Origin of the sequence: Devosia algicola (genome assembly GCF_028816455.1) — a bacterium.
Lineage (GTDB): Bacteria > Pseudomonadota > Alphaproteobacteria > Rhizobiales > Devosiaceae > Devosia > Devosia algicola.
Genome location: NZ_CP118246.1, coordinates 2,110,001 through 2,136,730, shown reverse-complemented (window position 1 = coordinate 2,136,730; position 26,730 = coordinate 2,110,001). Strand labels below are relative to the sequence as shown.

Here is a 26,730-nt window from a genome sequence, read left to right as displayed (position 1 = left end):
AGCGCTGGACATGTAAGAGCGGACCCCCGTCTTGTCAACGTCGACAAAATCGGCCACACCAACTGCGCCCTGATCAATAGGCAACTTGACGCGATTGGTGCAGACGCACGGAACAATTATTCTTGTGTGGCACAATCTGGCCCTGTTGCCATGCAAGGGCAGGCGTTGCGACGGGCCATCCGACCCGTAATGAAATCAACGGCGCATCTGGGTGTGCCACAGAAGCAGCGGTGCCCATTTTGGCACCGATCAAGGAGAAAGTCGTTCATGTTTGATCGTTCCAAACGCCTTGCGCAGGCAGTAAGCGTTGTGGCGCTTACCCTGGGTGGGCTTACTGCCATTCCCGCCGCAATGGCTCAAGATGCCCCCGCAGCAGATGCGCCAGCAGCCGATGCCGCAGCAACGCCGGCTCAGCCTGATCCGAACGCGGTCGTGGCAACAGTTGATGGCCAGACCATCACACAGGCTGATGTCGATTTTGCGGCACGCGATCTTAGCCAGGACATGGCGCAGATGCCGGTGGACCAGCGTCAGGCCTATGTGGTCAGCGTTCTTATCGACATGAAATTGTCGTCCGATGCGGCCCGTGCGGAGAAGTTGGATCAGACCGATGTTTTCAAGCAGCGGTTGGCCTATCTCGATGAGCAGGCGCTGCGTAGTGCCTATTATATCGAGAAACTGGCGACGATGGTGACCCCTGACACGGTCAAGGCGAAATATGATGAATTCGCGGCCCAATTCGTGCCCGAGGACCAGGTTCGCGCCAGCCATATTTTGGTCAAGACCGAGGACGAAGCCAAGGCCGTCGAAAAGGAATTGGCGGACGGGGCGGACTTTGCTGAAGTGGCAAAAGCCAAATCGATCGATCCGGGCGCGGCCAATGGCGGCGACCTCGGCTTTTTTGGCAAGGGCCAAATGGTGCCTGAGTTTGAAAAAGCCGCCTTTGCCCTTGGTGAGGTCGGCGCGGTTTCAGAACCGGTCAAATCCCAGTTCGGCTGGCATGTGATCAAGCTGACGGAAAAGCGCAAGAGCCCCGTGCCAACGATGGACCAGATGGGCCAGAAGTTGCAGCAACAGGTGGTCAATGACGCCTTCATCAAGATCAGCAACGATCTGCACGACAAGGCCAAGATCGAGATTGCCGACAAGGATCTTGCCGCCAAGATCGATGCGCAGATGAACCCTCAGGCGGCAGCTGCTCCAGCCAATTGATCGCCAACCCATTTACTCTTCGAGCGTGATCGGGTGCAGATTCTTGCACCCGATCTTGCCTGCGCACGTGGTCATCCGCACCGACCCGATCAGTCCAAATGGCTGTATATCTCTTATGTGGAACCTTCTCGAAGCGACTGGTGCAGGGTGGCGACAACTGGCTGAAAACCGAGGGCGCGTGCCAAGGAACCGTCCAGTTGGCCGAACCACGGATTGATCTGCGGTTCGGCAGATGGTTCCATTGTCGCGCCGACGAGGTGCGCAATTTCATAGACCGACATTGGCGCCTCATCTGTGAGATTGACAATACGCCCATCCATTGCCCCGTTTAGGGCCAGGAGAACGGCTGCCGCAATGTCGCGGTGATGGATCAGGCTGAGCTTGTTCGCGGGATGCCACTTAAACATGTTTGCGAGTCTTGGCACCGACTGCAGATGACCGTCGTCGTCGCCATAAACGAAGCCTAGCCGCAGGATGGACCAGTTCAGTCCGCTTTCATGAAGTTGTTTTTCAGCCGCGACCTTACTGGCGGGGTATGCCATCTTTGGATCGACCGCATCGCCTTCACGAGCTGGATAAGCGCTGTTGGCATTGTAGACCAGCCCGGTGCTTGCCATGATGAATCGAGCGTTGGGGGCATGTTGCCTGGCGGCATGAATGAGGTTTTTTGTGCCATCGACGTTGGCCTTCCAGATGTCGTCACTGTCTGGCGTGCGCAACACGGCGGCGAGATGAATGATGGCGGAGACGCCCTCGACGGCGGCTTCAAGCGAGGTTGGATCAAGAAGATCGCCCTTGATAGCGACAGCACCTGCCGGAATGTTCCTGTCGGAACGAATGATCACGCGACAATCCTCTCCGGCCGCTATCATCCGTTTGAGGAGGCGTGAACCAACGAGCCCGGTCCCACCGGTAATGAGTATGGTCATTTTTCAAATTCCTTCGACAATGTGGTTGTTCAAGCGCTCCGTCGCGGTCTTGAGCACGCTCGCGATCAACTCGAGCGTCGGCTCGTCGACGCCGTCGAATGCAATCTGGCGCATGAGCGCAATCGGATCAGGCAGGTTGTCCCACTGATTTTTGCCGACATTTGTCAAGGTTAGAACTCGCTGACGTCGGTCAGTTGGATCGGACGCCTGATCGATGAATCCTTTGCGAACCAAAGCCGCCACGACGTCGCTCAGAGTCGGCTTTTCGATTTTCAGTAGCCCAAGGAAGTCACGCTGCGCGGTCGGCCCGTAATTGGCCAATTGATATAGGACGTACCATTGGGTGGACCCGATATCATACGGGCGCAGTATCCGCTCCATCATCGCGCGGCTCGCCAAGTGAAATCGCTTGGCCCACGCGCCTGCCGAGTCATGATTTGAACTGGACAATCATTCAGCCTTTCGTTCGCTACCGAACGTTATATGTACGGTAGCGAACTATCTGTCAATTCGCGGCAGTAGCAAATGTGGGGTGCGCCGTGGGGCGATGAAGGCGGGGCTGAGGCCGCGTCTTGGATGATGTGGCTTGCGCCGGGCAAATTTGTAAGGCACACCCAAGCCAGTTGTCCTGCAAACAAGGCATGCATCATGGCGCTCCAGGTTTCTCCCCTTGCTCCCGAGTCCTATCCCGACCTGCCGGTGATTGCCGGGGTGCGCTTTGCAACGGCGGCGGCGGGGATAAAGTACAAGAACCGTACTGACGTTTTGCTGGCGGTGTTTGATGAGGGCACTAGCGTTGCGGGCGTTTTGACGCGCTCGAAATGCTCTTCGGCGGCAGTGGATTGGTGCAAGGCCAATCTTGGGGGTGGTGTGGCTCGTGCGCTGGTGGTCAATTCGGGCAATGCCAATGCCTTTACCGGTCGCAAGGGCCAACAAAGCGTTGAGCAGACTGCCGCAATTGCTGCCAAGGCGGTGGGTTGTTCGGTTGCTGAGATATTTCTGGCATCAACCGGGGTGATCGGGGAGCCTTTGGACGCCAACAAGTTTTCCGGCGTGCTTGACACCATGGCGGCAGCGTTGAGCGATCAGCCTTGGATGGAGCCGGCCAAGGCCATCATGACCACAGATACGTTTCCAAAGCTTGGCACTGCCAGCATCGACATCGATGGTGTTGAGGTCAGGATCAATGGGATTGCCAAGGGGTCTGGCATGATTGCGCCAGACATGGCGACCATGCTGAGTTTTGTGTTTACCGACATGCCGATCAAGGCCGAGGTGCTACAGGCGCTGCTTGGTCAGCACGTCAAATCCAGTTTTAACGCCATCACGGTGGATAGCGATACATCGACCTCCGATACACTACTGGCGTTTGCCACGGGCAAGGCCAAGGGGATCGAGCCGATTGAAACGCTTGATGATCCACGGGCCGAAATTTTTGGCGAAGCGTTGCGCGATGTGTTGTTTGACTTGGCGATCCAGGTGGTGCGCGACGGGGAGGGGGCGACCAAGCAGGTCGCCGTTCATGTCGAGGGAGCAACAAGCGATGAGAGCGCCTTTCGCATTGCCAAATCGATTGCCGACAGTCCCCTGGTCAAGACCGCGATTGCGGGAGAAGACGCCAATTGGGGCCGGGTGGTCATGGCGGTGGGGAAGGCTGGGGAGCCAGCGGATCGTGACCGGTTGTCGATCCGCTTCGGCGATCTCGTGGTGGCGCACAATGGGGAGCGCGCAGCCGGTTATGACGAGGCGGCGACCAGCGCTTATATGAAGGGCGACGAACTTGAATTGACCGCCAGCCTTGGTTTGGGCGAGGGGCGTGCAACGGTTTATACCTGTGATCTGACCCATGGCTATATCGCCATTAATGGCGACTATCGCAGTTAATGACCAGCCTTGAGGACGTGCAGACATTAGAGGCGGCTTTTGTCAAAGCGTGGCCAGCGGTTGAGGAACTGCGGGACGGCGCGCACCGGGCAGCCATTCAGGTGCAGGCTGACAATGATCCGGCGCTGGCGCTTTATCAGACCCTTGGGTTTGCCGAACCCTATGATTATCACTATCGGCGGGGCGTAATATGAGCCTATTACTGGTGGTGGCCTGCGCGCTGGTAGACGCCGATCGGCGGGTGCTGATTGCGCAGCGTCCCGAGGGCAAATCGATGGCAGGACTTTGGGAATTTCCTGGCGGCAAGGTGGAGCCGGGGGAAACGCCGGAGACTGCCATTATTCGCGAACTGGAGGAGGAACTGGGGGTTTCTACCAAGAGCGCCTGCCTGGCTCCGGTAAGTTTCGCAAGTCATAATTACGATAATTTTCATTTATTGATGCCACTTTACGCCTGCCGGAAATGGCAGGGTACGCCACAGCCGAAGGAACATATGGCCCTGAAATGGGCGCGTCCGCAGGCATTACGCGACTATCCGATGCCGCCGGCCGACGCACCGCTGATCGCTGCACTTTGCGATTTGCTTTGACAGGGTTCGACGACAAGAGGTTTGGAACAGACCATGTTGGCAGCGCAGTTAGAACGGTTCGGAAGCGATGAAGCGGGTGCAACCGCAATCGAATATGGGCTGATTTCTGCGCTGATCGCGGTTGCCTTGATCGCCTCATTCTCGCTGCTGGGCAATAATGTGACCAACCTGTTCGGCTATGGTGTGCAGGGACCGGGCAATGTGATGGCTGACGCCACGTCCAGTCTGCCCTAGAATCCAATCAGGTTTTCGGCTTTTCCAGCACTGATTTGAGGCTGGTGGTGGCGCTGCCTGGCGCCAGCGGCTTCTGTTGACTTTCATGGGGCGCCCAGCCACTGAACCACAGGATTTCCAGCGTGGCACGAACGCGGCCGTCAGGGTCGGCGTCACGTTCGATATAGGCCTCTGACGCCAGCGCCAGCAATTGTTTCGTCGCCGGTTTTCGCGGGCGATCATGCAGGGGATTGGCGGCGCCGAGCGCTTTGATTTCGGCCATCAGAGCGAGCGGATTGGCATAGCGCACAATATGGGTTTCGATGTCGGCGACCGGTAGCGCCAGTCCGGCACGTTGCAGCAGGCCGCCACCATCGCGGACCTGGATGAAGGGGGCCACACGCGGGTAGGCGCCGCCCGAAAGCTGGCTATCGGCGACAAGAAAGGCTTCGCGCAGCTCGGAAAGCGTGTTGCCACCCAGCGCCGCGGCCAGGAACAGACCGTCAGGATTGAGGCGTCGTGCCAATTGGCTGAGATAGCCGGGCACGTCATTGACCATTTGCAGATCAAGGATGGAAATGATCAGGTCGTAGGCGGGTTGGGCAAAATGAGGCAGTTCGGCGTCGGCGGCGATGGTGCCGACGCGTTCAAATTCGATCACGCCCTTGCCGGTCGTTGCGGTTTTCGGCAAAGCTTCGGCATCGGGGCCGAGAATGAGGGCGGCGGGGAACGGGCGCAGCAGGGTTACCAGGCGATCATCAAGATCACTCAATATCAGGGTCGTGACGAAATCGTCGACGGCGTTGGGGCGGCGCTCGAGATGGCGCGCGATCAGGGGGCGATCAAAAATCCTGGGTGGTAACTGCATGGCGGGGACGACAAGAGCCTTCAGGGCTGGCACACTTGGCTCTTATGGAGACTGGCACGCACAATGTCAAAAGCGCGACTAAACCGGGGCTTGTGGCGCAGACAATGCGGCGTTGGGGCGCCGGTTTTCTGGACATGGTCTATCCGCCGGTGTGCCTTATCTGCGACGAGCCAATTGTGAGCCACGATAGTTTGTGTGCTGCCTGTTTTGGACAGATACGGGCGATAACGGCACCGCTGTGTCCGGTGTTGGGGGTGCCGTTTGCTGCGGATATCGGGCCAGACGCGGTATCGGCCGAGGCGATTGCCGAGCCGCCACCGTTCGAGCGGGCGCGGGCGGCGGTGATCTATAGCGAACCTGTGGGGCACTTGATCGCGCGGCTCAAATATGGGGATCGGCCCGAACTGGCGGGATTTTGCGCCCGCCTGATGGTGGGGGCGGGCCATTTGCTGCTGGCGGGCGATCCGGTGCTGGTGCCGGTGCCATTGCATCGCCGACGCCAATTTCGGCGACGCTATAATCAATCGGGGGAACTGGCGCGCCAGATTGGCCGGTTGACCGGCTTGCGGGTCGACCCGCAGCTGGCGGTGCGGGTCAAGGCGACGCGGCAGCAAGTGGGCCTGTCGGCGCGCGGACGGGCGCGCAATGTGGTGGGCGCATTCGAGCCGCATCCCGATGCGCTGGCGCGCAGCGGCGGCAAGCGGGTGGTTTTGATCGATGATGTCTATACAACAGGTGCCACGGTCAACGCCGTGACGCGAGCGCTGAAGCGGGGTGGCATTGATCACATTGACGTTTTGAGTTTCGCGCGCGTTGTCAGCGGCGAACAAACTCCCATATAGGGCGGAAAGTACCCGTGGAGAAAAAATTGGCAAAGATCGAAATCTATACAACCCCGACCTGCCCGTACTGCCATGCCGCCAAGTCGCTATTGGTGCAAAAGGGGGCCGATTATGAAGAAATTACCGTGCTTGACCCCAGTCTTCGCGCCCAGATGACGCAGCGCGCCAATGGTCGGCGAACGGTGCCGCAGATTTTTATCGGGCAAACCCATGTTGGTGGTTATGATGATATGGCGGCATTGGAGCGGGAGGGGCGGCTAGACAAGCTGCTGGCCTCCTAAAAAACAGGCGAGGGGCGATGAGAATTGCCGCGATACAGATGCGATCGGGCATGCAGGCCGAGCCTAATCTCGAGATTTTGGCAGGGCTTGTAACCCGTGCGGCCAATGAGGGGGCGTGTTATGTGCTGACGCCTGAGGTCAGCCTGGTTTTTGCCGAGGATCGCGTGGGTCTTGCGCGCGAGGCTGGCCAGTTTGAGGGCAATCCGGGGATCACAGCGCTTGGAGCGCTGGCGGCAAGGCTGGGCATTCATCTGCACCTGGGGTCGCTGGCGGTAGCATTGGAGACTGGCAAATTTGCCAATCGGAGTGTGCTTTTTGGCCCAGATGGCGCTATCGTAGCGCAGTATGACAAGATCCATTTGTTCGATGCGACCTTGAGCGGGATCAAGGCCTACCGCGAAAGCGACAGTTATAGTGCCGGGCAGGAGGCTGTGGTCGCGCCGCTTGAGCCGTTCACGCTGGGCATGAGCATTTGCTATGATGTCCGATTTGGCGCGCTCTACAGCCTGTTGGCGAACGCCGGGGCCAATGTGATGGCGGTTCCCGCAGCATTTACGGTGCCGACGGGCGAAGCGCACTGGGAGGTGCTGCTGCGGGCGCGAGCGATTGAAACCGGCTCATATGTGATTGCAGCGGCGCAAGGTGGGCACCATGAAAACGGTCGCGCCACCTATGGGCATTCAATGATTGTTGACCCGTGGGGGCGGATCATTGCCGAACGAGCCGACGACACACAGGGCGTTGTAGTGGCCGATATTGACCTTGCCGAGGTCAGCGCCGCGCGCGAGCGTATTCCAGCACTGGCCAACACCCGCAGGTTCGGGTTAAAGCGGCAAGCAGACCTAGCGGCCCGGCAATTGCGAAAGGGTATGGCGTGATCCAATACGCGCTGATTTGTGAGCAGCATCATGAGTTCGAGGCGTGGTTCAAAAACGCCGAGGCGTTTGACGAGCAGTCGGCGCGCCAGATTGTCATCTGTCCCCAGTGCAATTCATCGGCCGTCACCAAGGCGATGATGGCGCCAGCGGTGGCGCGAAAAGTAGTGGGCAAACTCAATATCGCTCATACGCCCGTCGAAGCCGAAAAGCTGCGGACGGCCCTCAAGGCCTGGCGCGACAAGGTGGTGAATGAAGCGGATAATGTGGGCGATAAATTTGCCGAAGAAGCCCGCAAGATCCACTATAATGATGCTCCGGCGCGTGGCATTTACGGTCAGGCGAGCCGAGACGAAGTGGTTGATCTGGTCGATGAGGGCATTGAATTGATGCCGCTACCGGAATTTCCCGACGATAAAAACTGATGGCTTTTGAGCCAATCCGAATTTGACGCGTTGGCTTTGAGAGGCCGGTGCGGATGGCCCTATATTGGCCGCCGCGGACCGACTATTCCAAAAGGAGATGAAACGGTGACAGAAACAAATGCAGCGCAAGCGGGCACATTTTCCATTGGCGGCGATCTTGAGGTCAATCGGTTGGGCTTTGGGGCCATGCGGGTCACCGGCAATGGCATATGGGGCGAACCAGAAGATGCCGATGCGGCCAGAAAAACGCTGGCGCGACTGCCGGAACTGGGGGTCAATTTAGTCGATACGGCCGAAAGCTATGGTCCCTATGTCAGCGAACGGCTGATTGGTGAGGTGCTGGCCCCTTATGACAAGGGAACGATTATTGCGACCAAGGGTGGGTTGACGCGTACGGGGCCCGGAAAATGGCATCATGTGGGGCGACCTGAATTTTTGCGGCAGGGCGCCATGCTGAGCCGGGTGCGGCTCAAGGTTGACGTGATCGATCTTTGGCAATTGCACCGGATCGATCAGCAGACGCCGCGCGAGGCCCAATTCGAAGCTGTGGCACAGCTTAAGCATGATGGGGTGATCCGCCACGCCGGTCTGAGCAATGTGAGCGTCAACGATATCAAGGACGCACAGAAATATTTCGCCGTGACGACAGTGCAGAACCACTATAATTTCGCCAATCGCGAAAGTGAGGATGTGCTGGATTATTGCGAGGCCAATGGCATCGGTTTTATTCCTTGGTTTCCACTGGCGGGGGGTGAACTGGTGAGCGGTAATGAAGCGGCACGCGCGATTGCCGAAAAGCACAATGCTTCACCCAGTCAGATCGCCCTGGCGTGGTTGTTGAAGCGTTCGCCGGTCATGCTGCCCATCCCGGGCACCGGCAAGGTAAAGCATCTCGAAGACAATGTTGCGGCAGCCGCAATAAGTCTCAACGACGCAGATTTTGCGACACTGGATAAAGTCGGCAAGAAGGGCTGAAGAGTTTTAGGTCGGCGCGATGGGGAGGGTGGAATCCCCGCCATCGAGCCTGACCAACCGGCAGTCTTGGCAGACCGCCTTCGGCTGAACGCGGCTCTAGCATGAGCGAGATGGGAAAGCCAGATTATTGTCATCGGGCAGTTTGGTAGGCGCGGCAGGCAGTTGCCGCGCCTGATTTTTCTTAGCCTAGATCACCCAGATCGCGGACAGCGCCGCGGGCGGCGCTGGTGGCGAATGCAGCGTAGGCCTTAAGGGCCGTCGTGACATTGCGCTTGCGCGGATGGGCGGGTTTCCAACCCAAGGCTTCCTGATCGTGACGACGCTGGACCAATTCATCGTCGGATACCAGCAAACTGATCGAGCGGTTTGGGATGTCGATTTCAATGGTGTCGCCTTCGCGCACCAGCCCGATGGTGCCCCCTTCAGCCGCCTCTGGTGAACAATGGCCAATCGAGAGTCCCGAGGTGCCGCCGGAAAAACGGCCATCGGTGATCAGAGCGCAGTCCTTGCCCAATCCCTTGGATTTCAAATAGCTGGTTGGATAGAGCATTTCCTGCATGCCGGGGCCACCACGCGGGCCTTCGTAACGGATGACGATCACGTCGCCTGCCTTGATTTCATTGTGCAGCAACGCTTTGACGGTGGCGTCCTGACTTTCGAAAACGCGGGCGGGGCCGGTGAATTTGAGGATCGATTCATCAACGCCAGCGGTTTTGACGATGCAGCCATCAATGGCGATATTGCCTTTGAGCACGGCCAGACCACCATCTTTGGAGAAGGGATGATCGGGCGAGCGAATAACGCCCTTTGCGCGATCCAGATCCAGTTCGGCCCAGCGATTGGATTGGGAAAAAGCCTGGGTGGTGCGCACGCCGCCGGGCGCGGCCATGAAGAAATTGCGCACGGCTTCGGAATTGGTGCGGGTAATGTCCCATTTGTCGATGGCGTCGCCCATGGTAGCGGCGTGAATTGTGGGTTCATCGCGGTTGATCAGATTGGCGCGATCCAATTGGCCAAGAATGGCCATGATACCACCGGCGCGGTGAACGTCCTCAACGTGGACATCCTGCTTGGCGGGCGCCACCTTGCACAAGACCGGCACTTTTAGCGACAGCGCATCGATGTCGTCCATGGTGAAATCAACATCGCCTTCATGGGCGGCGGCCAGAATGTGCAGGACAGTGTTGGTGGAACCGCCCATGGCAATATCGAGCGCCATGGCGTTGTTGAAGGCCGACTTGGTGGCGATGGAACGGGGCAGCACCGAAGCATCGTCCTGCTCATACCAGCGTTTGGCCAGATCAACAATCAGGTGCCCGGCTTCCTGGAACAGGCGCTTGCGGTCGGAATGGGTTGCCAGGGTCGAGCCATTGCCAGGCAGGGAAAGGCCGAGGGCTTCGGTCAGGCAGTTCATCGAATTGGCGGTGAACATGCCCGAGCAGGAACCGCAAGTGGGGCAGGCGGCTTCCTCAATGGTGGCGATTTCGATGTCGGTGTAGCTGTCGTCGGCGGCTGCAACCATGGCGTCGACCAGATCGAGTGCCTGCAACTGACCCTTGATCATGGCCTTGCCCGCTTCCATGGGGCCGCCAGAGACAAAGACCACCGGAATATTGATGCGCATGGCAGCCATCAGCATGCCCGGGGTGATCTTGTCGCAATTGGAAATGCAGACCATGGCGTCGGCGCAGTGGGCGTTGACCATATATTCAACGCTGTCGGCGATCAGGTCGCGGCTGGGCAGTGAATAGAGCATGCCGTCGTGGCCCATGGCGATGCCATCATCGACCGCAATGGTGTTGAATTCCTTGGCGACACCGCCTGCCGCTTCAATTTCGCGGGCAACCAACTGGCCAAGATCCTTGAGATGCACATGGCCGGGCACGAACTGGGTGAAGGAATTGACCACTGCAATGATGGGCTTGCCGAAATCGCCATCCTTCATGCCGGTGGCGCGCCAAAGGCCGCGGGCGCCGGCCATGTTGCGGCCGTGAGTGGTGGTGCGTGAACGATATGCGGGCATGAGAATTCCTCGGCGGTTCAGTGCTGTCGGCACAACAGTTGTTGGGGTTCTTTTAGACCCAATTAGAACCAGCGGCAACCAAAAACCGTACCGTACCGTACGGTACTGCTTGCATGGTGAGACACGATGGATCGGATTTTGTGGCGACCTCTCCTGTGAGGCGCTAAAGGCTCTTTTTCGCAGCGTGAAGATAGCTTCGACCCGACGCCGATATGTCGGTCCAAGGCGGTTCACGCGACCAAGGAGTGCAGACGTGGACGACAAGGCCCAGAAAAAGCAATTGCGCGATACCGAGGCAAAAATGCTTAAGGAGTTGCGGGCGTTGCGTCGCCAGCAGCGGCAGAACAAATCGGCCGCGCGTCCAGCGGATGTGTCGCGCGGGCAAAATATCGCCGATCAGGTCGCGGCGACCATGGGATCGTGGCGGTTCATTATCATTCAAACCAGCATTCTGGTGGTCTGGGTGGCGCTGAACGTCACCGGGCTGGTGATGCGCTGGGATCCGTACCCATTCATTCTGCTCAATCTGGCGCTGTCATTCCAGGCAGCCTATGCGGCGCCATTCATCATGATGAGCCAGAACCGACAGCAGGATATTGATCGGCGTCAGGCTGAAAATGACTATCGCATCAATATCAAGGCCGAACTCGAAATCGAGCCTGATGCAGGAGCAAATCGTGTTGCTGCATACCAAGATCGATCAAATGCGTGAAAAAGAGGTTTTGGGCCTCACCAATACGGTCGAAGAACTGCAGCAGCAAAACCGCGCGCACACCAGACTTAGGCTTGAATTGTTTGTCGATGATCTGGCAGCTTCGCAGCGGTTTTACACCGAAGTATTGGGCTTTTCGGCTTTGCCCGGACAGGCGGGGCCATATATTTCCTTGCAGCGCGACGGCGCAATAGTCGCGCTCAATGATCGAAATAGTCTTCCAACTGGCCACCCGGTTCAACTCAACGCGGGTGGGCAGTTGGGCAAGGGGATCGAGATCGTGCTCGAACTTGTGGATATCGAGGCTGCCTATCGGGCTGTCATGGAAAGCGGGTGGCCAATCTCAAGTCCACTTCAGGCTCAGTCGTGGGGGCTGAACGACTTTCGCGTTGCTGATCCCGATGGCTATTATTTGCGCCTGAGCAGCGCAAAATCCTGAGTGGTCAGCCCTGGGCCGGTTTTTGCGCCATGATCATATAGTTGATCGCCATGTCTCTGGATTTGCGCCATTCGTCGGCCAGCGGGTGATAAACGACGCCGGTTTCGGCGGTGATATCAAGGCCGTTGCGGGTCAAAAGAACGCGAATTTCATCCGGGGTTAAAAATTTGTGCCAGTCGTGGGTGCCCTTGGGCAGCCAGCCCAGAACATATTCGGCCCCGACGATGGCGAGCGCGAAGGCGCGGGCGGTGCGGTTGAGGGTGGCGGTCAGCATCAGGCCGCCCGGCGCGACCAGATCGGCGCAACTTTTCATATAGAGCGGCACATTGTCGACGTGCTCGACCACCTCCATATTGAGCACGATGTCAAACTGGGTGCCGGTGGCAACAAGCGCCTCGCTGGTGGTTGTCTGATAATTGACCTCGACGCCTGAAAGTTCGGCGTGCCGCGTGGCGATCTTGATATTGCGCTCGGACGCATCAATACCGGTGACGCTGGCACCAAGTCTTGATAGCGGTTCGCACAGAAGCCCGCCGCCGCAGCCGACGTCGAGTACGCGCAAACCTTCTAATGGGCGCATTGTCGCGCCATCGCGGTCAAAATGGCGCAGGGCATGCTCGCGAATATAGCCCAGGCGCACCGGGCTGAATTTGTGCAGCGGCTTGAACTTGCCTGTGGGGTCCCACCACTCCTCGGCCATGGCCGTGAATTTGGCGACTTCGGCCTCGTTGATCGTGGTTTCGGTCATTTCTGGCTCCGCTGGTTTGGTTCATATGAGCCGATAGGGGTTCTAGCGGCAAGTGCGGCATCGCGGCGCAAGCGCGACAGCAAGCAGTGTTGATTGCGCGCGGGCTTTGTGGCATGGCAGCGCCCAACCAATAAAGTCTGCCGTCCCGATCAAGGGGCGGTCGTTCGGGGACACAAATGGCCCGCATAGTCGTCAAGTTCGGTGGCACCTCGGTTGCCAATGTGGAACGTATTCGCCAGGCCGCTCGGCACGTCAAACGTGAAGTGGAGGCGGGCAATGAGGTTGCCGTCGTAGTCTCGGCCATGTCTGGCAAGACCAATGAGCTGGTTGGCTGGGTCAATGAAGCCAGCAAATTTCACGATGCGCGCGAATATGACGCTGTCGTGGGGTCGGGCGAGCAGGTGACGGCGGGCCTGATGGCCATCGTTTTGAGCGAAATGGGCATTCAGTCGCGCTCTTTTGCCGGTTGGCAGGTGCCTATCCATACAGACGACGCCCATGGGGCGGCCCGGATTACCGGCATCGATCCGACAATGCTCGACGAGCGACTGCGTCAGGGATGGGTGCCGGTCATTACCGGTTTCCAGGGGATTTCGCCGCATCAGCGCATTACGACACTGGGCCGAGGCGGCTCGGACACCAGTGCAGTGGCGGTGGCGGCCGCTGTCGGCGCGGATCGCTGCGAAATTTATACTGATGTGGACGGGGTCTATACAACCGATCCGCGGATCGTGCCCAAGGCGCAGCGATTATCAAAAATTTCCTTTGAGGAAATGCTGGAAATGGCTTCGCTGGGCGCCAAGGTCCTGATGATCCGCTCGGTCGAACTGGCCATGGCGCATAAGGTTCGGCTGGTGGTGCGCTCGAGTTTTGATGATCCCGAGGCACCGCAGTTGGCGCCTGATGGAACGCCCGGAATTCCCGGTACACTGGTTTGCGACGAGGATGAGATCATGGAAAAGCAGATTGTTTCGGGCGTGACGCTGGCCAAGTCGGAAGCCAAAATCACCTTGCGCGACGTCAAGGACAAGCCCGGTGTCGCCGCCGATATATTTGGCGCCTTGGCAGACCGTTCGATCGTAGTCGACATGATCGTGCAAAATGTTTCCGATGACGGAAGTGTGACCGATATCACCTTTACCGTGCCTGACGGTGAATATGAAAAAGCTGTCGATGCGCTCGAAAACAACAAGAATATCGAATACGCTAAAATTGTCGGCTCCAAAGGTGGCGCTAAAATATCGGTTGTCGGGGTCGGGATGCGCTCTCACGCCGGGGTCGCGTCCTCGATGTTCCGAGCGCTGGCGGACAAGGGAATCAACATTCAGTTGATCACCACTTCGGAAATCAAGACGTCGGTTTTGATAGACGATCAGTATGCCGAGCTTGCGGTTCGGGCTCTGCATACTTATTACGGACTGGATAAGAAGAATGCCTGAGACCCGGCTGAGACCTGTCAGCCGCGTCCGGGTCATTGGGGGGCGGCCAAGGTCGCCATAGTCACTATGGGCACAAATATTGGCGGCCCGCGCGTGCTGTTGCGGCAACTGCGCGAAACCATGGCGGAGCCGCTGGCCTCGCAGGAGCGCCTCGACAAGATTGTGTCGTTGATCGCGCTGAATATGCGTGCCGATGTGTGCTCGTTTTACGTGCTGCGCGACGATGGCGCGCTCGAGCCTGTTTGCGACCAAGGGGTTGGCGGCAGAATCGGTGCATATGACGACGCTGCGGCTGGGCGAGGGCCTGGTTGGCCAAATTGCCGCGGACGCCGAGCCGCTCAGCCTTGATGATGCGCCCAGCCATCCCGCCTTTGCCTATCGCCCTGAAACCGGGGAAGATCCTTACTACGCCTTTCTGGGTGTGCCGGTGTTGCGGGCCGGACAGACGCTGGGCGTGCTGGTTGTGCAAAACGCCGAACGGCGTCGCTATGGCGAAGACGAAATCGAAGCCATGCTCACGACGGCCACAATTCTGGCTGAGATGGTGGCGACCTCGGATTTCGACAATCTGATCAAGCCGGGGTCCGATATCGACCTCAGGCGGCCCCGCATGTTCAACGGCGTCAGTTTTACCGATGGCATTGCGCTGGGCACGGTGGTGCTGCACGACCCGCGCGTCGTGGTGACCAATTTTATTGCCGAAGACACCGATCAGGAAACCGAAAGGCTGACCTCGGCGCTCGAGCGCATGCGGGTTTCGATTGACGCGATGCTGGATCGCGGCGACATGCAGCCCTCATCGGACCATCGCGAAATCCTTGAAACCTACCGGATGTTCGCCAATGACCGGGGCTGGGTCAACCGATTGACCGAAGCCATCGAGAACGGTCTGTCGGCGGAAGCGGCGGTCGAGCGGGTGCAAAATGACACGCGCGCCCGCATGTTGCGGCAGACCGATCCCTATATACGCGACCGGTTGCATGATCTGGATGATCTGGCCAATCGGCTGTTGCGCATATTGACCGGCGACCATCAGGGGTTGGGTCGTAACCTGCCCGACAATGCCATTCTGGTGGCCCGCAATATGGGACCGGCGGAACTGCTCGAATATGACCGCACAAAGTTGCGCGGCATCGTGCTTGAGGAAGGCGGGGCGACGGCCCATGTGGCTATTGTGGCGCGCTCGCTGGGGATTGTGGCGGTGGGACAGGCCCAATCCATCGTTTCCATGTCTGAAACCGGCGACGACATCATTCTGGATGGCACGGCGGGGATCGCCCATCTGCGTCCAACGGCCGATATCGAACAGACCTATATCGACAAGGTGCGTCTGTCGGCCAAGCGGCGTGCCCACTATGCAGCACTCAAGGATCTGCCCTCGGTCACCAAGGATGGGGTGGCGGTCACGCTGTTGCACAATTCGGGGCTGGTGGCGGACCTGCCCATGCTCGACGATACCGGGGCGTCCGGGGTCGGGCTGTTTCGCACCGAACTGCAATTCATGATTGCCTCAAAACTGCCGCGTCTGCAGGAGCAGGTCGATCTTTATGCCGAGGCGATGCGGATTGCGGGCAGTCGACCAATTGTTTTCCGTCTGCTCGATATAGGGGGCGACAAGGTCGTCCCCTATTTGCGCTCGGCAGTCGAGGAAAATCCGGCGATGGGCTATCGCTCGATCCGTCTGGGCCTGGATCGACCCGGCCTGCTACGGACCCAGGTGCGTGCCCTGTTGATTGCCGCCCAGGGCAAGCCGATCAAGATATTGGTGCCCATGGTCACCGAGACATTTGAATTCCGGCGCACCCGCCTGATTGTTACCAAGGAGCCTGGAACGGCTGCGGCGCGCCGAGCAATTGGTGCCATCCAAGGTCGAGCCTTGGGGTGATGGTGGAGGTGCCATCACTGTTGTTCGAGTTGGACCAATTGTTGCCTGAGGCTGACTTTGTTTCGATCGGGTCCAACGATCTGGTGCAGTTCCTGACGGCGTCGGATCGGGCCAATCCTCGGGTGTCGAGTACCTATGATGCCATCGGCCTGCCGCGATTGCGGGCCTTCCGCCATATCGTGGACGCGGCACGGCGCTACAATGTGCCCATTACCATGTGTGGCGAATTGGCGGGACGGCCAGTGGAAGCGCTGGCGCTCTTGGCCATTGGCATGACGCGCCTGTCGATGGGACCAGCCTCGATTGGGCCGATCAAGGAAATGGTGCTCAATCTGGAGTTGGGGCCTATCCGGCAGGCGATATCAGCGGCGCTTCTGGATGGTGCGGACGGGGTCTCGGTGCGCTCGCTGCTCGAAGAATGGATCGACAAGCAGAACCTGCCGGTTTGACGCGGCGCGAAGAGCCTTTTACACCGCACAGGTCCGGCTGACCCCTGCCGCGATGACATCGAGTTTTTGCATAATGCGGTGCTTTGGCCCGTACAGGAATAATTGATCATGGCTACGCTTCCCCAGGACAAGCTCGACGCGCTCGAAATGCGGTTCAACTATGTTGAGGCCGCACTGTCGGGCGGGGCCGAGCCGGACGAGTTTGTCAAATTTTCTAAGGAACATGCCGAACTGGCGCCGATTGTCGGCCCGATCATTGCCTACAAGAAAGCGCAGAGTGATCTGGTCGATGCCGAAGCGCTGATGAAATCGGGTGACCCCGAAATGCGCGAAATGGCCGAGGCCGAGGTCTATGAATTGCGCGAGAATATCGAGAAACTGGTGGCCGAAATCCGTATTCTGCTCTTGCCACGCGATGAGGCCGACGACAAATCGGTAATCCTTGAAATTCGCGGTGGCACTGGTGGGGACGAGGCGGCGCTGTTTGCGGGCGATCTGTTCCGCATGTATGAGCGCTATGCTGCCGGGCAAGGCTGGAAGGTCTCGATCATGGAAGAAAGCGCCGGCGAAATGGGGGGATTCAAGGAAATCATCGCCAATGTTACCGGCAAGGGCGTCTATGCGCGGATGAAGTTTGAAAGCGGCGTGCATCGCGTGCAGCGCGTGCCGACGACCGAGGGGTCGGGGCGTATCCACACATCGGCGGCAACGGTTGCGGTATTGCCCGAGGTTCAGGATATCGACATCGAGATCAAGCCCGAGGATATCCGTATCGATACGATGCGGGCGTCCGGGGCGGGCGGGCAACACGTCAACACCACCGATAGTGCGGTGCGCATTACCCATTTGCCAACCGGGATCATGGTGACGTCGGCACAAAAGAGCCAGCATCAGAACCGGGCGTTGGCCATGCAGGTGTTGCGGGCGCGGCTTTACGAGCAGCAACGCGAGGAGCGCGACAGCGCGCGGGCCGAAGCGCGCAAGGGGCAGGTGGGGTCCGGCGACCGGTCCGAGCGCATCCGCACCTATAATTTCCCGCAGGGGCGCGTGACCGACCACCGGATCAATCTCACACTCTACAAGGCTCGATAAGGTGATTTCCGGGGAAGCGCTGGACGAATTGATCGAAGCGCTGATTACCGAGCATCAGGCCGAACAGTTGGCAGCGTTGGAGCAGGTGAACTGAACCCGACCGACAGCGTGGGCGCTCTCTGGCGCCATTGGCGCGACCGGTTGGCGCAGCATGGTGTGCCTTGCGCCGATGTGGATGCCAAAATCCTGACCGGGGCGGTTTTGGGTCTGGATGGGCTGGGCCTGGCGGTGGGGGAGGCGGGGCCAGTTTCACCGGCGCAGCGTGAGCAGATCAAGGCGGTGATGGAACGGCGCCTGGCAGGCGAGCCCGTTGCACGGATTATGGGTCACAGGGAATTTTACGGGCTGGATTTTGTACTCGGGGCGGCAACGCTGATACCGCGACCCGAGACGGAACTGTTGGTTGATCTGGCATTGGCAGTGATTGGTGGGCGCGATGCCGATTTTCTCGATCTGGGCACCGGGACGGGCTGCATCGCCATTGCCATTCTGGCCAATGCGCCGCGCGCGCGGGCCGTGGCGGTGGATTTGAGTGCGGAGGCGCTGGTGGTGGCCACGGAAAATGCCGCGATCCACGCCGTAACCGACCGGCTCGAGTTGCTGGCCGGATCGTGGTTTGAACCAATTGGGCCGAACCGCCGCGTTGATCTGATCCTGTCCAACCCGCCCTATATCGCCAGCCCGGTCATTGCCGATCTGGCGCGTGACGTGCGCGAGCATGATCCGATGCTGGCGCTCGATGGCGGGCCGGATGGGCTGGCACCGTATCGCATCATTGTTGCTGGTGCGCGCGATCATTTGCGGCCCGGCGGGCAATTGGCGGTGGAAATCGGTTATGATCAGGGCGGCGCCGTGAGTGACCTTTTTGCGCGGGCAGGATTGAGCGACATCAGGATAATCAGTGATTTGGCGGGGCTTGATCGCGTAGTTGTGGGACACAATATTGGGTGAGCAAGTCCACTTGGACAGGGCGCGACATATTTTCCGCTTGGAAATTGTGAGCGAACAAGATAGTTTGCTGGTGCTGTCAACGGCGCATCATGAGCGCCACGGGGATGGCCACCCGATCATTGGTATAGCTGCGATGCGCGGCAAGGGCTTGGAAATTTCCAGTTCATAGCCTGATTGTATCGGATAGGGTGGCGTTGCTGTCGGCATTTCAGGTCTTCATGAAGCCAGTGTATTCCCCGATGCAGGATCCGAGTGAGGACCATCGGGACTTGGCCGAGCCCAGGCATTTTGCCGGTCCGCCAGAAGCGTGACGCTTGTTACTCACGAATTAAAAAAAAGCGACCAGATGAGACCCAATCAGCAGAACAACAAGAACAACAACCGCTCGCGTGGGCGCAATGGCGGGCGCAAGCATGTTAACCCGCTATCGCGCAATTTCGAGAGCAACGGCCCCGACGTGAAAGTGCGCGGCAACGCCGCCCACATCGCCGAGAAATACATGCAGTTGGCGCGCGACGCCCAATCGTCGGGCGATTCGGTGATGGCTGAAAATTACCTTCAGCACGCCGAACATTATTTCCGTATCGTTTCGGCGGCACAGCCCCAAAACAATGCCAATGGCCGAGATAGCGACGATCTCGACGATGATATGCCCGAACCCCAGAACCGGTTTTCATCGCCCCAACCCCAACCGCCCCAGCAGCAGAACCAGGGCGACGCGGATGGTGAAGGCAATGGCGGGCAGACCGGCGGTGGCAATGGCCAACGTGACAATCGCGAGAATCGTGAGCCCCGGCAGCCGAGAACCCGGCCACCCGCAGAAACGGTTTCGGCTGAGGCTCCCAAGGCCGACGAGACCGTGGCCTCGAGCGAGGTACCAACTGCGGATGGTGAGGCGGCCCCAGTTGCTGCCAGCGCCGACGAACCGCGCAAGGTACGTGAACGCCGTCCACGTCGACGTCGTCCGACAGCTGCCGAAACCGCAGATGATCCCGGTGCGGCGCCCCAACCCGAAGTTGGCGACTTGCCAGCGTTCATTACCGCCGGTGGCAACTCGAACGCTGCGGAATAGGCGACCAGAAATATGCAAGGGCCGGGTTATCACCCGGCCCTTTTTGCTTGGGTGTTGTAACGACATTTTAAGCTGGACCGGGCTTAGTCTATCGGCTCCATTTTCGCGCGAGCCGGACGAGACAATATTGCTGCCAGCCAATCGCCAGTTCAAGATTGTCCTGTTGGGCCTCAGCATTGTCCATCTGTTGGGTTTTGCCGCGAGCCGTGTGGGCGAAACATCGGCAATCAAGGGATATCTTTATGCCGATGGTGGTCCGGTCGGTGCCGACTTTATCAATCTTTGGTCGACTGCGAGGCTAATCCTTGCGGGGCGCTGGAGTGACATCTATGTCCCCGACGCGTTCATGGCCTATCAGATAGGCTTTATCGGCAGCCCGATCGGTCACCGGGTCTGGGCCTATCCACCCACCACATTACTGTTTAGCTGGCCATTTGGTCTGCTCGACTATTATCCGGCGCTGCTGGTCTGGTCGCTTTTGGGGTTACTGGTGCTGTGGTATGGGGCGCGGCGGTTTGGTTTTGATCGTTTGGAAACCGCCATCATCCTGACCTCGCCGGCGACAGTTCTGTGCCTTTATGGCGGGCAATCGGGGAGCCTGTTCGCCGGTTTGATGCTGTTGGCGCTGGCGCATGGGCGGGTCAATGGCCTTGGGGCGGGACTGGCGGCAACCTTATTGACGATGAAGCCGCAAAGCGGGTTCCTGCTACCCGTCATCTGGTTGTTCCAGAAGCGTTGGTAAGCCATAGCGGTGGCAACGGTCGGGAGCCTTGGTCTTGCGGCGGCCAGCCTGGCTATATTTGGTAGCGCGGCATTGTTCGACTATGCCGAAAGGACGCTTCCGGCGTTGAGCGAGCTTGAAAAATGGGGGCACGGGCTTTTTACCCTGATGGTGCCTTCAGCCTTCATGGCGGTTCGCAACCTGACCGGGAATGGCGATCTGGCGGTGATGGTGCATGGCGTGTTCGCGGTAATGGTGGGTGTGGTCCTGATCCTGAGATTGCGGACAAGCAACGATCCGATACGGCGGGCAGCAATGGTGCTTGTCGCCACGGTATTGATGACGCCCTATATGCACAATTATGATCTGGTCCTGTTGCTGTGCGCCGGTCTGCTGATCTCGCGCCAGCTGGCGCCGTCGTTGATCGGTCCGATGGGCGTCAAGGCTCTGGTCGTAGCCGCCTGGGCGTTGCCGCAGTTGGTCATCGGGCTGAATGCGATTGGCTTGCCGATTTCGCCCCTGTTGATCCTGCCGCTATTGTTTCTGGCCTGAGTGCAGGCGCATTTGGCGCGGCTGCCTCTTTTCTGGGCGGTGCTCTATTCCTATATCCAGCATGTTACCGGTCAGCGCCGCAAGCGGGCGGCCGGACGACAACACTTCCGACGACCAGTTCGTGCCATTGGGCGAGCTGGCGGGCGAAATTTAGGAGAGTTGAATTGAACATTGAAAAATATACCGAACGGGCACGCGGTTTCATCCAGAACGCCCAAACCTTGGCCCTGGGGAAGGGACACCAGCAGGTGGGTGCATTGCATCTGCTCAAGGTCTTGCTTGACGATAGCGATGAAGGCATGGCGGCGGGGCTTATCGGGCGCGCCGGTGGTAATGCCAAGTTGGCGCTGGCGCAGACCGAAGCGGGCCTGACCAAAATTCCGGTGGTTTCGGGCGATGGTGCACAAGTCTATCTGTCGCGCGAACTGGCACGGGTTTTCGAAACAGCTGAAAGCGCGGCGCAGAAGGCGGGCGATTCCTTTGTGACGGTTGAACGCCTGTTGTTGGCGCTGACAGTCGAAAAGGAAACCGATGCGGGCAAAATCCTGCTGGCCGCCGGTGTGTCACCCCAAGCGCTCAATGATGCCATCAATGATTTGCGCAAAGGGCGCACCGCTGACTCGGCTTCGGCTGAGAATGGCTATGATGCGCTTAAAAAATATGCGCGTGACCTGACCGAGGCGGCGCGAGAGGGCAAGTTGGACCCTGTGATTGGTCGCGACGAGGAAATCCGCCGCACGGTGCAGGTATTATCGCGCCGCACCAAGAATAATCCGGTGCTGATTGGCGAACCCGGCGTTGGCAAGACCGCCATTGTCGAGGGGCTGGCGATCCGTATCGTCAATGGCGACGTGCCCGAAAGTCTCAAGAACCGCTCGCTGATGTCGCTGGACATGGGCGCCTTGATTGCAGGTGCAAAATATCGTGGCGAGTTCGAGGAACGGCTGAAGGCCGTACTCAATGAGATCGACAGTGCCGAGGGCCAGATCATCCTGTTCATCGACGAGATGCATACGCTGATTGGTGCGGGCAAGTCCGATGGGGCCATGGATGCTTCCAATCTGCTGAAGCCCGCTCTGGCTCGCGGGTCGCTGCATTGCGTTGGCGCGACGACGCTGGATGAATATCGCAAGCATGTGGAAAAGGATGCGGCATTGGCGCGGCGGTTCCAGCCGGTGTTTGTCGACGAGCCGACGATCGAGGACACGATTTCGATCCTGCGCGGGCTCAAGGAAAAGTATGAGCCTGCATCACGGTATCCGGATTTCGGACTCGGCGATCGTGTCGGCGGCAACGCTTTCGAATCGTTATATTGCTGACCGCTTCCTGCCCGACAAGGCCATCGATCTGGTCGATGAATCGGCGGCGCGATTGCGCATGGCGGTTGAAAGCAAGCCTGAGGCGCTGGACGAGTTGGACCGGCGCATCATGCAGCTCAAGATCGAGCGCGAGGCGTTGCGCAAGGAAACTGACGACGCTTCAAAGACACGGCTGGACAAGCTTGAAGCGGAATTGGCCGACATCGAAGAGCAGGCAACCGGACTGACCCAACGCTGGGAAAATGAAAAACAGCGCTTGCAGGGCGGGCAGAAAATCAAGGAAGAACTGGACAAGGCCCGCACCGAGCCTTGAAGCGGCGCAACGGGCCGGCAATCTCGGTCGCGCCGGCGAATTGTCCTATGGTATTATCCCTGATCTCGAGCGCAAGATCGCCGATGCCGAAAAAGGCGAAATCGGGCCCGGCAGCGTTTTGGTCGAAGAAGTTGTGCTGCCAACCCATATCGCCCAGGTGGTGTCGCGCTGGACCGGTATTCCGGTTGACCGGATGCTGGAAGGCGAACGCGAAAAACTGGTGCAGATGGAAACCCATCTGGGTGAGCGCGTAATCGGCCAGCAAGATGCCGTCGCAGCTGTAGCTCGCGCAGTGCGCCGGGCGCGTGCCGGGCTGCAGGATCCGAACCGGCCAATCGGCTCGTTCATGTTTTTGGGACCCACCGGCGTTGGCAAGACCGAGTTGACCAAGGCGCTGGCCGAATTCCTGTTCGATGACGAGCACGCCATGGTGCGGATAGATATGTCCGAATTCATGGAAAAGCACTCGGTTGCCCGCTTGATCGGCGCGCCCCCGGGCTATGTCGGCTATGATGAGGGCGGGGTTCTGACCGAAGCGGTGCGGCGGCGGCCCTATCAGGTTGTGCTGTTTGACGAGATCGAGAAAGCGCATCCGGATGTGTTCAACATCCTGTTGCAGGTTCTTGACGATGGTCGGCTGACCGACGGGCAGGGCCGGACGGTTGATTTCCGCAATACCATCATCATCATGACCTCCAATCTGGGTTCGGAACATCTGGTCCAACTCAAGGAAGGGGAGACGGTGGAACTGGTGCGCGGCAAGGTACTCGACGCCGTCAAGGCCGCGTTCCGGCCGGAGTTTCTCAACCGGATCGACGATATCATCCTGTTCCATCGGCTTGAGCGCCAGCATATGGGCGCGATTGTCGATATCCAGCTGACGCGGCTGCGCGAACTGCTCAAGGAGCGCGATATCGAACTGGAACTGACCCCGTTGGCCCGCGACTGGTTGGGCAATGAAGGCTATGATCCGCTTTATGGCGCCCGACCGCTAAAGCGGGTGATCCAGCGGGAGGTTCAGGATAATCTGGCCGACGAAATTCTCGGCGGCCGGATTTCGGATGGCTCCCATGTCCTTGTTGATATTGGCGAAGAGGGCCTGATCCTTCGACCCGAGGAAGCCAAAAGCGCCAACGCTCCTGTCTGAGCAATGCATAGAGGCCGGTTGCAGGACCGGCCTTTATGCTGTCTAGCTAGCGTAAGAGGCGATTGCGATATAGAGGAGCGGGCATGGCGGAGCATATTGATTATATCGAATTTCCCTCCAAGGATCGGGCCGCGACAGGCGGCTTTTTTGCCAAGGCATTTGGCTGGTCGCTGACCTCCTACGGCCCCGACTATGACGCCATCAATGGTGCGGGAATTGATGGGGGTATCGATCAGGCGCCCGAACGGGTCGAGGCCAGCATGGCGATAATTCGAACCGACGATCTCGATGATGCCGAAAAGCGGGTACGCGCCGCCGGTGGGTTGATCACACGCCCACAGTTTGACTTTCCAGGTGGACGCCGATTTCACTTTCGAGAACCCGGCGGCAATGAGTTGGCGGTTTGGGTCGTGCGTAGCGAATAATTTGACATGAAGTTCGCGGGAGCGGCGCCATGAGCGTTGGTGAGGTCAATGCTGGTGCGGGTTCGGGGGCTAGCTTTTGCCCAGTGGAGCGGCGTCGCTATGTGCTGACTGCGGCCATTCTGGCCTCGAGCATGGGGTTCATCGATGGTTCGGTGATCTCGATTGCCATTCCAGCCATTCGCGCCGATTTGGGTGCAACGCTGGCTGATGCCCAATGGATTTCAAACGGCTATATGCTGTTTTTGGGATCGCTGATCCTTTTGGGTGGCGCGACCGGTGACCGGTTCGGCCTGCGACTTGTGTTCGGGCTGGGGATCGGCGCGTTTGTTGTGGCCTCGATTGGCTCGGCTGTAGCGCCGACGCCAATCCTGTTGGTCGTGGCGCGGGCCGTGCAGGGGATCGGCGCGGCTTTCATGGTGCCGGGGAGCCTGGCGATTATCGCCAAGGCCTATCCACGCGCCGAGCGCGGACGGGCCATTGGCACCTGGGCGGCGGCGGCAGCGCTGACAACAATTATGGGACCGATCATTGGCGGCGGCGTGTTGACCTGGCTCGGCGATTGGGGATGGCGACTGGTATTTGCCATCAATTTGCCGCTGGGTGGCGTGGCGCTCTGGCTGTTGTGGGCCAAAGTGCCGGACGACGAGCCGGGGCCGACACGGCACCTTGATGTCGTCGGCGCCGTTTTGGCCAGTATCGGTTTATTGGCGTTGGTCTTCGGGCTGACCGGGGATGGCAGCGACAGTGTACCGGCGCTGTCCCACACCGTGTTGTATGGCGGCATTGGCGGCGTGATCCTTGCCGCGTTTCTTGTGTGGGAAGCACGGGTCAAGGTGCCGATGTTGCCATTGCGACTATTTGCCAGCAAGGGGTTTTCTGGCGCACAGGCGCTGACATTCGTCTTGTATTTTTCGCTGTCGGGCGTGCTGTTTTTCCTGCCGATGACAGTGATTGCCGGATGGGGCGCGACGCCTGCCGAGGTGGCGCTGGTGATGTTGCCATTTGGCGCCATGTTGACGGTTCTCGCAAGATTCAGTGGCAGTCTGGCGGACAGGTTTGGCGCCGGGTGGCCGATCACCATCGGTGCGCTGCTGGTCAGCCTGGCATGTGTGGGACTGGGCTATACCGCGCACTGGCAGGCACTGTGGCTTGGCACGATGCCCGCCATCATTGTGCTGGGGATCGGCATGGGGCTGGTGGTGTCACCCCTGTCGACCGCGGTCATGACCTCGATAGACGACAACGACACCGGCCTTGCATCGGGGATCAATAATGCGGTGTCGCGGATCGCCGGTCTCGTGGCCGTGGCGATGCTGGGGCCGATAGTGACCTCGGTTTTCGAGCAGTCGCTGGGAAGCGCCGCAGAACTGGCGATATTTTTCGGGTTGCCACCGGCCGAAGCATTGAGCCCGACCAACGAAGTGTTGCGGCTTACCGCCACCAACACCGCCTTTGCCACCATAGCCTATATCATGGCAGCGCTCAGTCTGGTTTCGGCATTGATTGGCTGGTGGACGCTCGACCGCAGGCCCGTTGCGGCACCACCTTAGTTCGATGCGACTGAAACCGGCGCGGGGGCACGTGTCATCAGGTCATCGATCTGGGCGACAACTTTGTTGAAGGCGCCTTGATCCTGGGCTCTGAGGGTATTTTCACGCGGTAGCTTGACACTGAGCGGGTCAACCAGATTGCCATTGATCTTGACTTCGAAATGCAGATGGGGCCCGGTTGAATAGCCGGTTGAGCCGACATAGCCAATGATCTGGCCCTGGCGCACCTTAACGCCGACCTTAATACCGTCGGCAAATCGGTTCATATGGGCATAGGCAGTTTCGTAGCCATTGACGTGCTTGACCTCGATCTTGTTGCCATATCCAGATTGTCGGCCGGCAAATTCGATGGTGCCATCGCCTGCGGCATAAATCGGGGTGCCGCGGGGGGCCGCCAGATCAACGCCGGTGTGCAGCTTTCGGGTGTGAAAAATGGGGTGGATGCGGTAACCGAACCGCGACCGCAACGTGCCGCCACCCTTGAGCGGCCGTCGATTGAGGAAGCGCTTGCCGGTTTGTCCGTCAGGATCGAGATAGCTGACGCTGCCGTTCGGGGAAACGAAGCGATAGAGCCTGGCGCAGGGTCGAGCCCAGTTTCAACCCGACATAAAGCAGATCCTGTTGACCGTTGCTGTCGGGCTCGGTTTCCAGAATTTCGATGGAATCGCCAGCGTTGATGCGCTTGTTCATGTCCAGATCATAGGCGTACATGCCGATGATCCGCTTGATCGTGGCATCGTCCAGATCGTGCTTGCGACCGGTTTCCCAGATCGAGCGATAGATCGAGGGCAAGTTGGCGA

At 59.0% G+C, this 26,730-nt stretch carries 24 protein-coding genes and 4 pseudogenes (1 of these 28 running past the window's edge); 21 read left to right on the top strand and 7 right to left on the bottom strand.

Going from position 1 to position 26,730, the window contains the following annotated elements:
• The first annotated feature begins 267 nt into the window (after positions 1 to 267).
• Entirely contained in the window at positions 268 to 1,212 is a 945-nt protein-coding gene (locus tag PSQ19_RS11285) for a peptidylprolyl isomerase (RefSeq protein ID WP_282217811.1), read from the top strand.
• 113 nt (positions 1,213 to 1,325) lie between these two features.
• On the opposite strand, the gene PSQ19_RS11280 is transcribed toward PSQ19_RS11285, so the two are convergent.
• Both PSQ19_RS11280 and PSQ19_RS11275 read right to left on the bottom strand, forming a co-directional pair.
• The gene (locus tag PSQ19_RS11280) at positions 1,326 to 2,141 is read right to left on the bottom strand and encodes an NAD-dependent epimerase/dehydratase family protein (RefSeq protein WP_282217810.1); all 816 of its coding nucleotides are present in this window, start codon (positions 2,139 to 2,141) and stop codon (positions 1,326 to 1,328) included.
• A 3-nt stretch (positions 2,142 to 2,144) separates the two neighbouring features.
• The gene (locus tag PSQ19_RS11275) at positions 2,145 to 2,525 is read right to left on the bottom strand and encodes a MarR family winged helix-turn-helix transcriptional regulator (protein WP_282217809.1); all 381 of its coding nucleotides are present in this window, start codon (positions 2,523 to 2,525) and stop codon (positions 2,145 to 2,147) included.
• 264 nt (positions 2,526 to 2,789) lie between these two features.
• On the opposite strand from PSQ19_RS11275, the gene argJ reads away from it, so the two are divergent.
• Genes argJ through PSQ19_RS11255 form a run of 4 tightly spaced genes read left to right on the top strand, consistent with a single transcriptional unit; the run spans position 2,790 to position 4,848 of the window.
• Positions 2,790 to 4,025, top strand: a complete 1,236-nt coding sequence (gene argJ, locus PSQ19_RS11270) for a bifunctional glutamate N-acetyltransferase/amino-acid acetyltransferase ArgJ (RefSeq protein WP_282217808.1) — start codon at positions 2,790 to 2,792, stop codon at positions 4,023 to 4,025.
• The gene (locus PSQ19_RS19400; RefSeq protein ID WP_328517645.1) at positions 4,025 to 4,219 is read left to right on the top strand and encodes a GNAT family N-acetyltransferase; all 195 of its coding nucleotides are present in this window, start codon (positions 4,025 to 4,027) and stop codon (positions 4,217 to 4,219) included. The genes argJ and PSQ19_RS19400 overlap by 1 nt, the downstream gene beginning before the upstream one ends.
• On the top strand, positions 4,216 to 4,614 hold the full coding sequence (locus PSQ19_RS11260) for a (deoxy)nucleoside triphosphate pyrophosphohydrolase (RefSeq protein WP_282217807.1): 399 nt from the start codon (positions 4,216 to 4,218) through the stop codon (positions 4,612 to 4,614). The genes PSQ19_RS19400 and PSQ19_RS11260 overlap by 4 nt, the downstream gene beginning before the upstream one ends.
• A 33-nt stretch (positions 4,615 to 4,647) precedes the next feature.
• Entirely contained in the window at positions 4,648 to 4,848 is a 201-nt protein-coding gene (locus tag PSQ19_RS11255; RefSeq protein ID WP_282217806.1) for a Flp family type IVb pilin, read from the top strand.
• 7 nt (positions 4,849 to 4,855) lie between these two features.
• Here PSQ19_RS11255 and PSQ19_RS11250 read toward each other — a convergent pair whose 3' ends face one another.
• Complete coding sequence (locus PSQ19_RS11250; RefSeq protein ID WP_282217805.1) at positions 4,856 to 5,728, bottom strand: methyltransferase domain-containing protein; 873 nt, start codon at positions 5,726 to 5,728, stop codon at positions 4,856 to 4,858.
• A gap of 71 nt (positions 5,729 to 5,799) precedes the next feature.
• Here PSQ19_RS11250 and PSQ19_RS11245 point away from each other — a divergent pair, with 71 nt between their 5' ends.
• The 5 genes from PSQ19_RS11245 (at position 5,800) to PSQ19_RS11225 (ending at position 9,093) form a co-directional block, all read left to right on the top strand.
• A complete protein-coding gene (locus tag PSQ19_RS11245; RefSeq protein WP_282217804.1) occupies positions 5,800 to 6,537 on the top strand; it encodes a ComF family protein in 738 nt (245 codons plus the stop codon).
• A gap of 26 nt (positions 6,538 to 6,563) precedes the next feature.
• Complete coding sequence (gene grxC / locus PSQ19_RS11240) at positions 6,564 to 6,818, top strand: glutaredoxin 3 (protein WP_282217803.1); 255 nt, start codon at positions 6,564 to 6,566, stop codon at positions 6,816 to 6,818.
• A gap of 17 nt (positions 6,819 to 6,835) precedes the next feature.
• Positions 6,836 to 7,696: a carbon-nitrogen hydrolase family protein gene (locus tag PSQ19_RS11235; RefSeq protein ID WP_282217802.1), complete on the top strand. Its 861-nt coding sequence runs from the start codon at positions 6,836 to 6,838 to the stop codon at positions 7,694 to 7,696.
• Positions 7,693 to 8,118: a DUF1178 family protein gene (locus PSQ19_RS11230; protein WP_282217801.1), complete on the top strand. Its 426-nt coding sequence runs from the start codon at positions 7,693 to 7,695 to the stop codon at positions 8,116 to 8,118. The genes PSQ19_RS11235 and PSQ19_RS11230 overlap by 4 nt, the downstream gene beginning before the upstream one ends.
• 105 nt (positions 8,119 to 8,223) lie before the next feature.
• Positions 8,224 to 9,093, top strand: a complete 870-nt coding sequence (locus PSQ19_RS11225) for an aldo/keto reductase (RefSeq protein WP_282217800.1) — start codon at positions 8,224 to 8,226, stop codon at positions 9,091 to 9,093.
• Between the two features lie 181 nt (positions 9,094 to 9,274).
• On the opposite strand, the gene ilvD is transcribed toward PSQ19_RS11225, so the two are convergent.
• Complete coding sequence (gene ilvD / locus PSQ19_RS11220) at positions 9,275 to 11,116, bottom strand: dihydroxy-acid dehydratase (protein ID WP_282217799.1); 1,842 nt, start codon at positions 11,114 to 11,116, stop codon at positions 9,275 to 9,277.
• A gap of 253 nt (positions 11,117 to 11,369) precedes the next feature.
• On the opposite strand from ilvD, the gene PSQ19_RS11215 reads away from it, so the two are divergent.
• The gene (locus tag PSQ19_RS11215) at positions 11,370 to 11,828 is read left to right on the top strand and encodes a DUF1003 domain-containing protein (protein WP_282217798.1); all 459 of its coding nucleotides are present in this window, start codon (positions 11,370 to 11,372) and stop codon (positions 11,826 to 11,828) included.
• Complete coding sequence (locus tag PSQ19_RS11210) at positions 11,794 to 12,267, top strand: VOC family protein (protein ID WP_282217797.1); 474 nt, start codon at positions 11,794 to 11,796, stop codon at positions 12,265 to 12,267. The genes PSQ19_RS11215 and PSQ19_RS11210 overlap by 35 nt, the downstream gene beginning before the upstream one ends.
• 4 nt (positions 12,268 to 12,271) lie before the next feature.
• Here PSQ19_RS11210 and ubiG read toward each other — a convergent pair whose 3' ends face one another.
• Entirely contained in the window at positions 12,272 to 13,015 is a 744-nt protein-coding gene (gene ubiG, locus PSQ19_RS11205; protein ID WP_282217796.1) for a bifunctional 2-polyprenyl-6-hydroxyphenol methylase/3-demethylubiquinol 3-O-methyltransferase UbiG, read from the bottom strand.
• A 176-nt stretch (positions 13,016 to 13,191) separates the two neighbouring features.
• Here ubiG and PSQ19_RS11200 point away from each other — a divergent pair, with 176 nt between their 5' ends.
• The 9 genes and pseudogenes from PSQ19_RS11200 to PSQ19_RS11155 all read left to right on the top strand — a co-directional run bounded on the left by PSQ19_RS11200 (position 13,192) and on the right by PSQ19_RS11155 (position 25,930).
• Positions 13,192 to 14,454, top strand: coding sequence for an aspartate kinase (locus PSQ19_RS11200; protein WP_282217795.1), 1,263 nt, complete (start codon positions 13,192 to 13,194; stop codon positions 14,452 to 14,454).
• A 66-nt stretch (positions 14,455 to 14,520) separates the two neighbouring features.
• A pseudogene (ptsP, locus tag PSQ19_RS11195) lies at positions 14,521 to 16,788 on the top strand (phosphoenolpyruvate--protein phosphotransferase).
• Positions 16,789 to 16,896: 108 nt separating this feature from the next.
• Positions 16,897 to 17,974: pseudogene (gene prfA / locus PSQ19_RS11185) on the top strand (peptide chain release factor 1).
• A 14-nt stretch (positions 17,975 to 17,988) separates the two neighbouring features.
• The gene (gene prmC, locus PSQ19_RS11180; protein ID WP_282217792.1) at positions 17,989 to 18,831 is read left to right on the top strand and encodes a peptide chain release factor N(5)-glutamine methyltransferase; all 843 of its coding nucleotides are present in this window, start codon (positions 17,989 to 17,991) and stop codon (positions 18,829 to 18,831) included.
• Positions 18,832 to 19,177: 346 nt separating this feature from the next.
• A complete protein-coding gene (locus PSQ19_RS11175; protein ID WP_282217791.1) occupies positions 19,178 to 19,903 on the top strand; it encodes a DUF4167 domain-containing protein in 726 nt (241 codons plus the stop codon).
• A pseudogene (locus PSQ19_RS11170) lies at positions 19,818 to 21,176 on the top strand (glycosyltransferase family 87 protein). The gene PSQ19_RS11175 and the pseudogene PSQ19_RS11170 overlap by 86 nt, the downstream one beginning before the upstream one ends.
• 164 nt (positions 21,177 to 21,340) lie before the next feature.
• Positions 21,341 to 23,955, top strand: a pseudogene (clpB, locus tag PSQ19_RS11165) (ATP-dependent chaperone ClpB).
• Positions 23,956 to 24,038: 83 nt separating this feature from the next.
• On the top strand, positions 24,039 to 24,380 hold the full coding sequence (locus PSQ19_RS11160; RefSeq protein WP_282217790.1) for a VOC family protein: 342 nt from the start codon (positions 24,039 to 24,041) through the stop codon (positions 24,378 to 24,380).
• A gap of 29 nt (positions 24,381 to 24,409) precedes the next feature.
• The gene (locus PSQ19_RS11155; protein WP_282217789.1) at positions 24,410 to 25,930 is read left to right on the top strand and encodes an MFS transporter; all 1,521 of its coding nucleotides are present in this window, start codon (positions 24,410 to 24,412) and stop codon (positions 25,928 to 25,930) included.
• Here the strand turns inward: PSQ19_RS11155 and PSQ19_RS11150 are convergent.
• Both PSQ19_RS11150 and PSQ19_RS11145 read right to left on the bottom strand, forming a co-directional pair.
• Positions 25,927 to 26,397 (bottom strand): M23 family metallopeptidase, encoded by a 471-nt coding sequence (locus PSQ19_RS11150; RefSeq protein WP_282217788.1) that lies wholly within the window; start codon positions 26,395 to 26,397, stop codon positions 25,927 to 25,929. The genes PSQ19_RS11155 and PSQ19_RS11150 overlap by 4 nt on opposite strands.
• 55 nt (positions 26,398 to 26,452) lie before the next feature.
• On the bottom strand, positions 26,453 to 26,730 hold the final stretch of the coding sequence (locus tag PSQ19_RS11145; RefSeq protein WP_282217787.1) for a hypothetical protein. It continues 523 nt past the right edge of the window; only the last 278 of its 801 coding nucleotides appear in the window; its start codon lies off the right edge, out of view; the stop codon is at positions 26,453 to 26,455.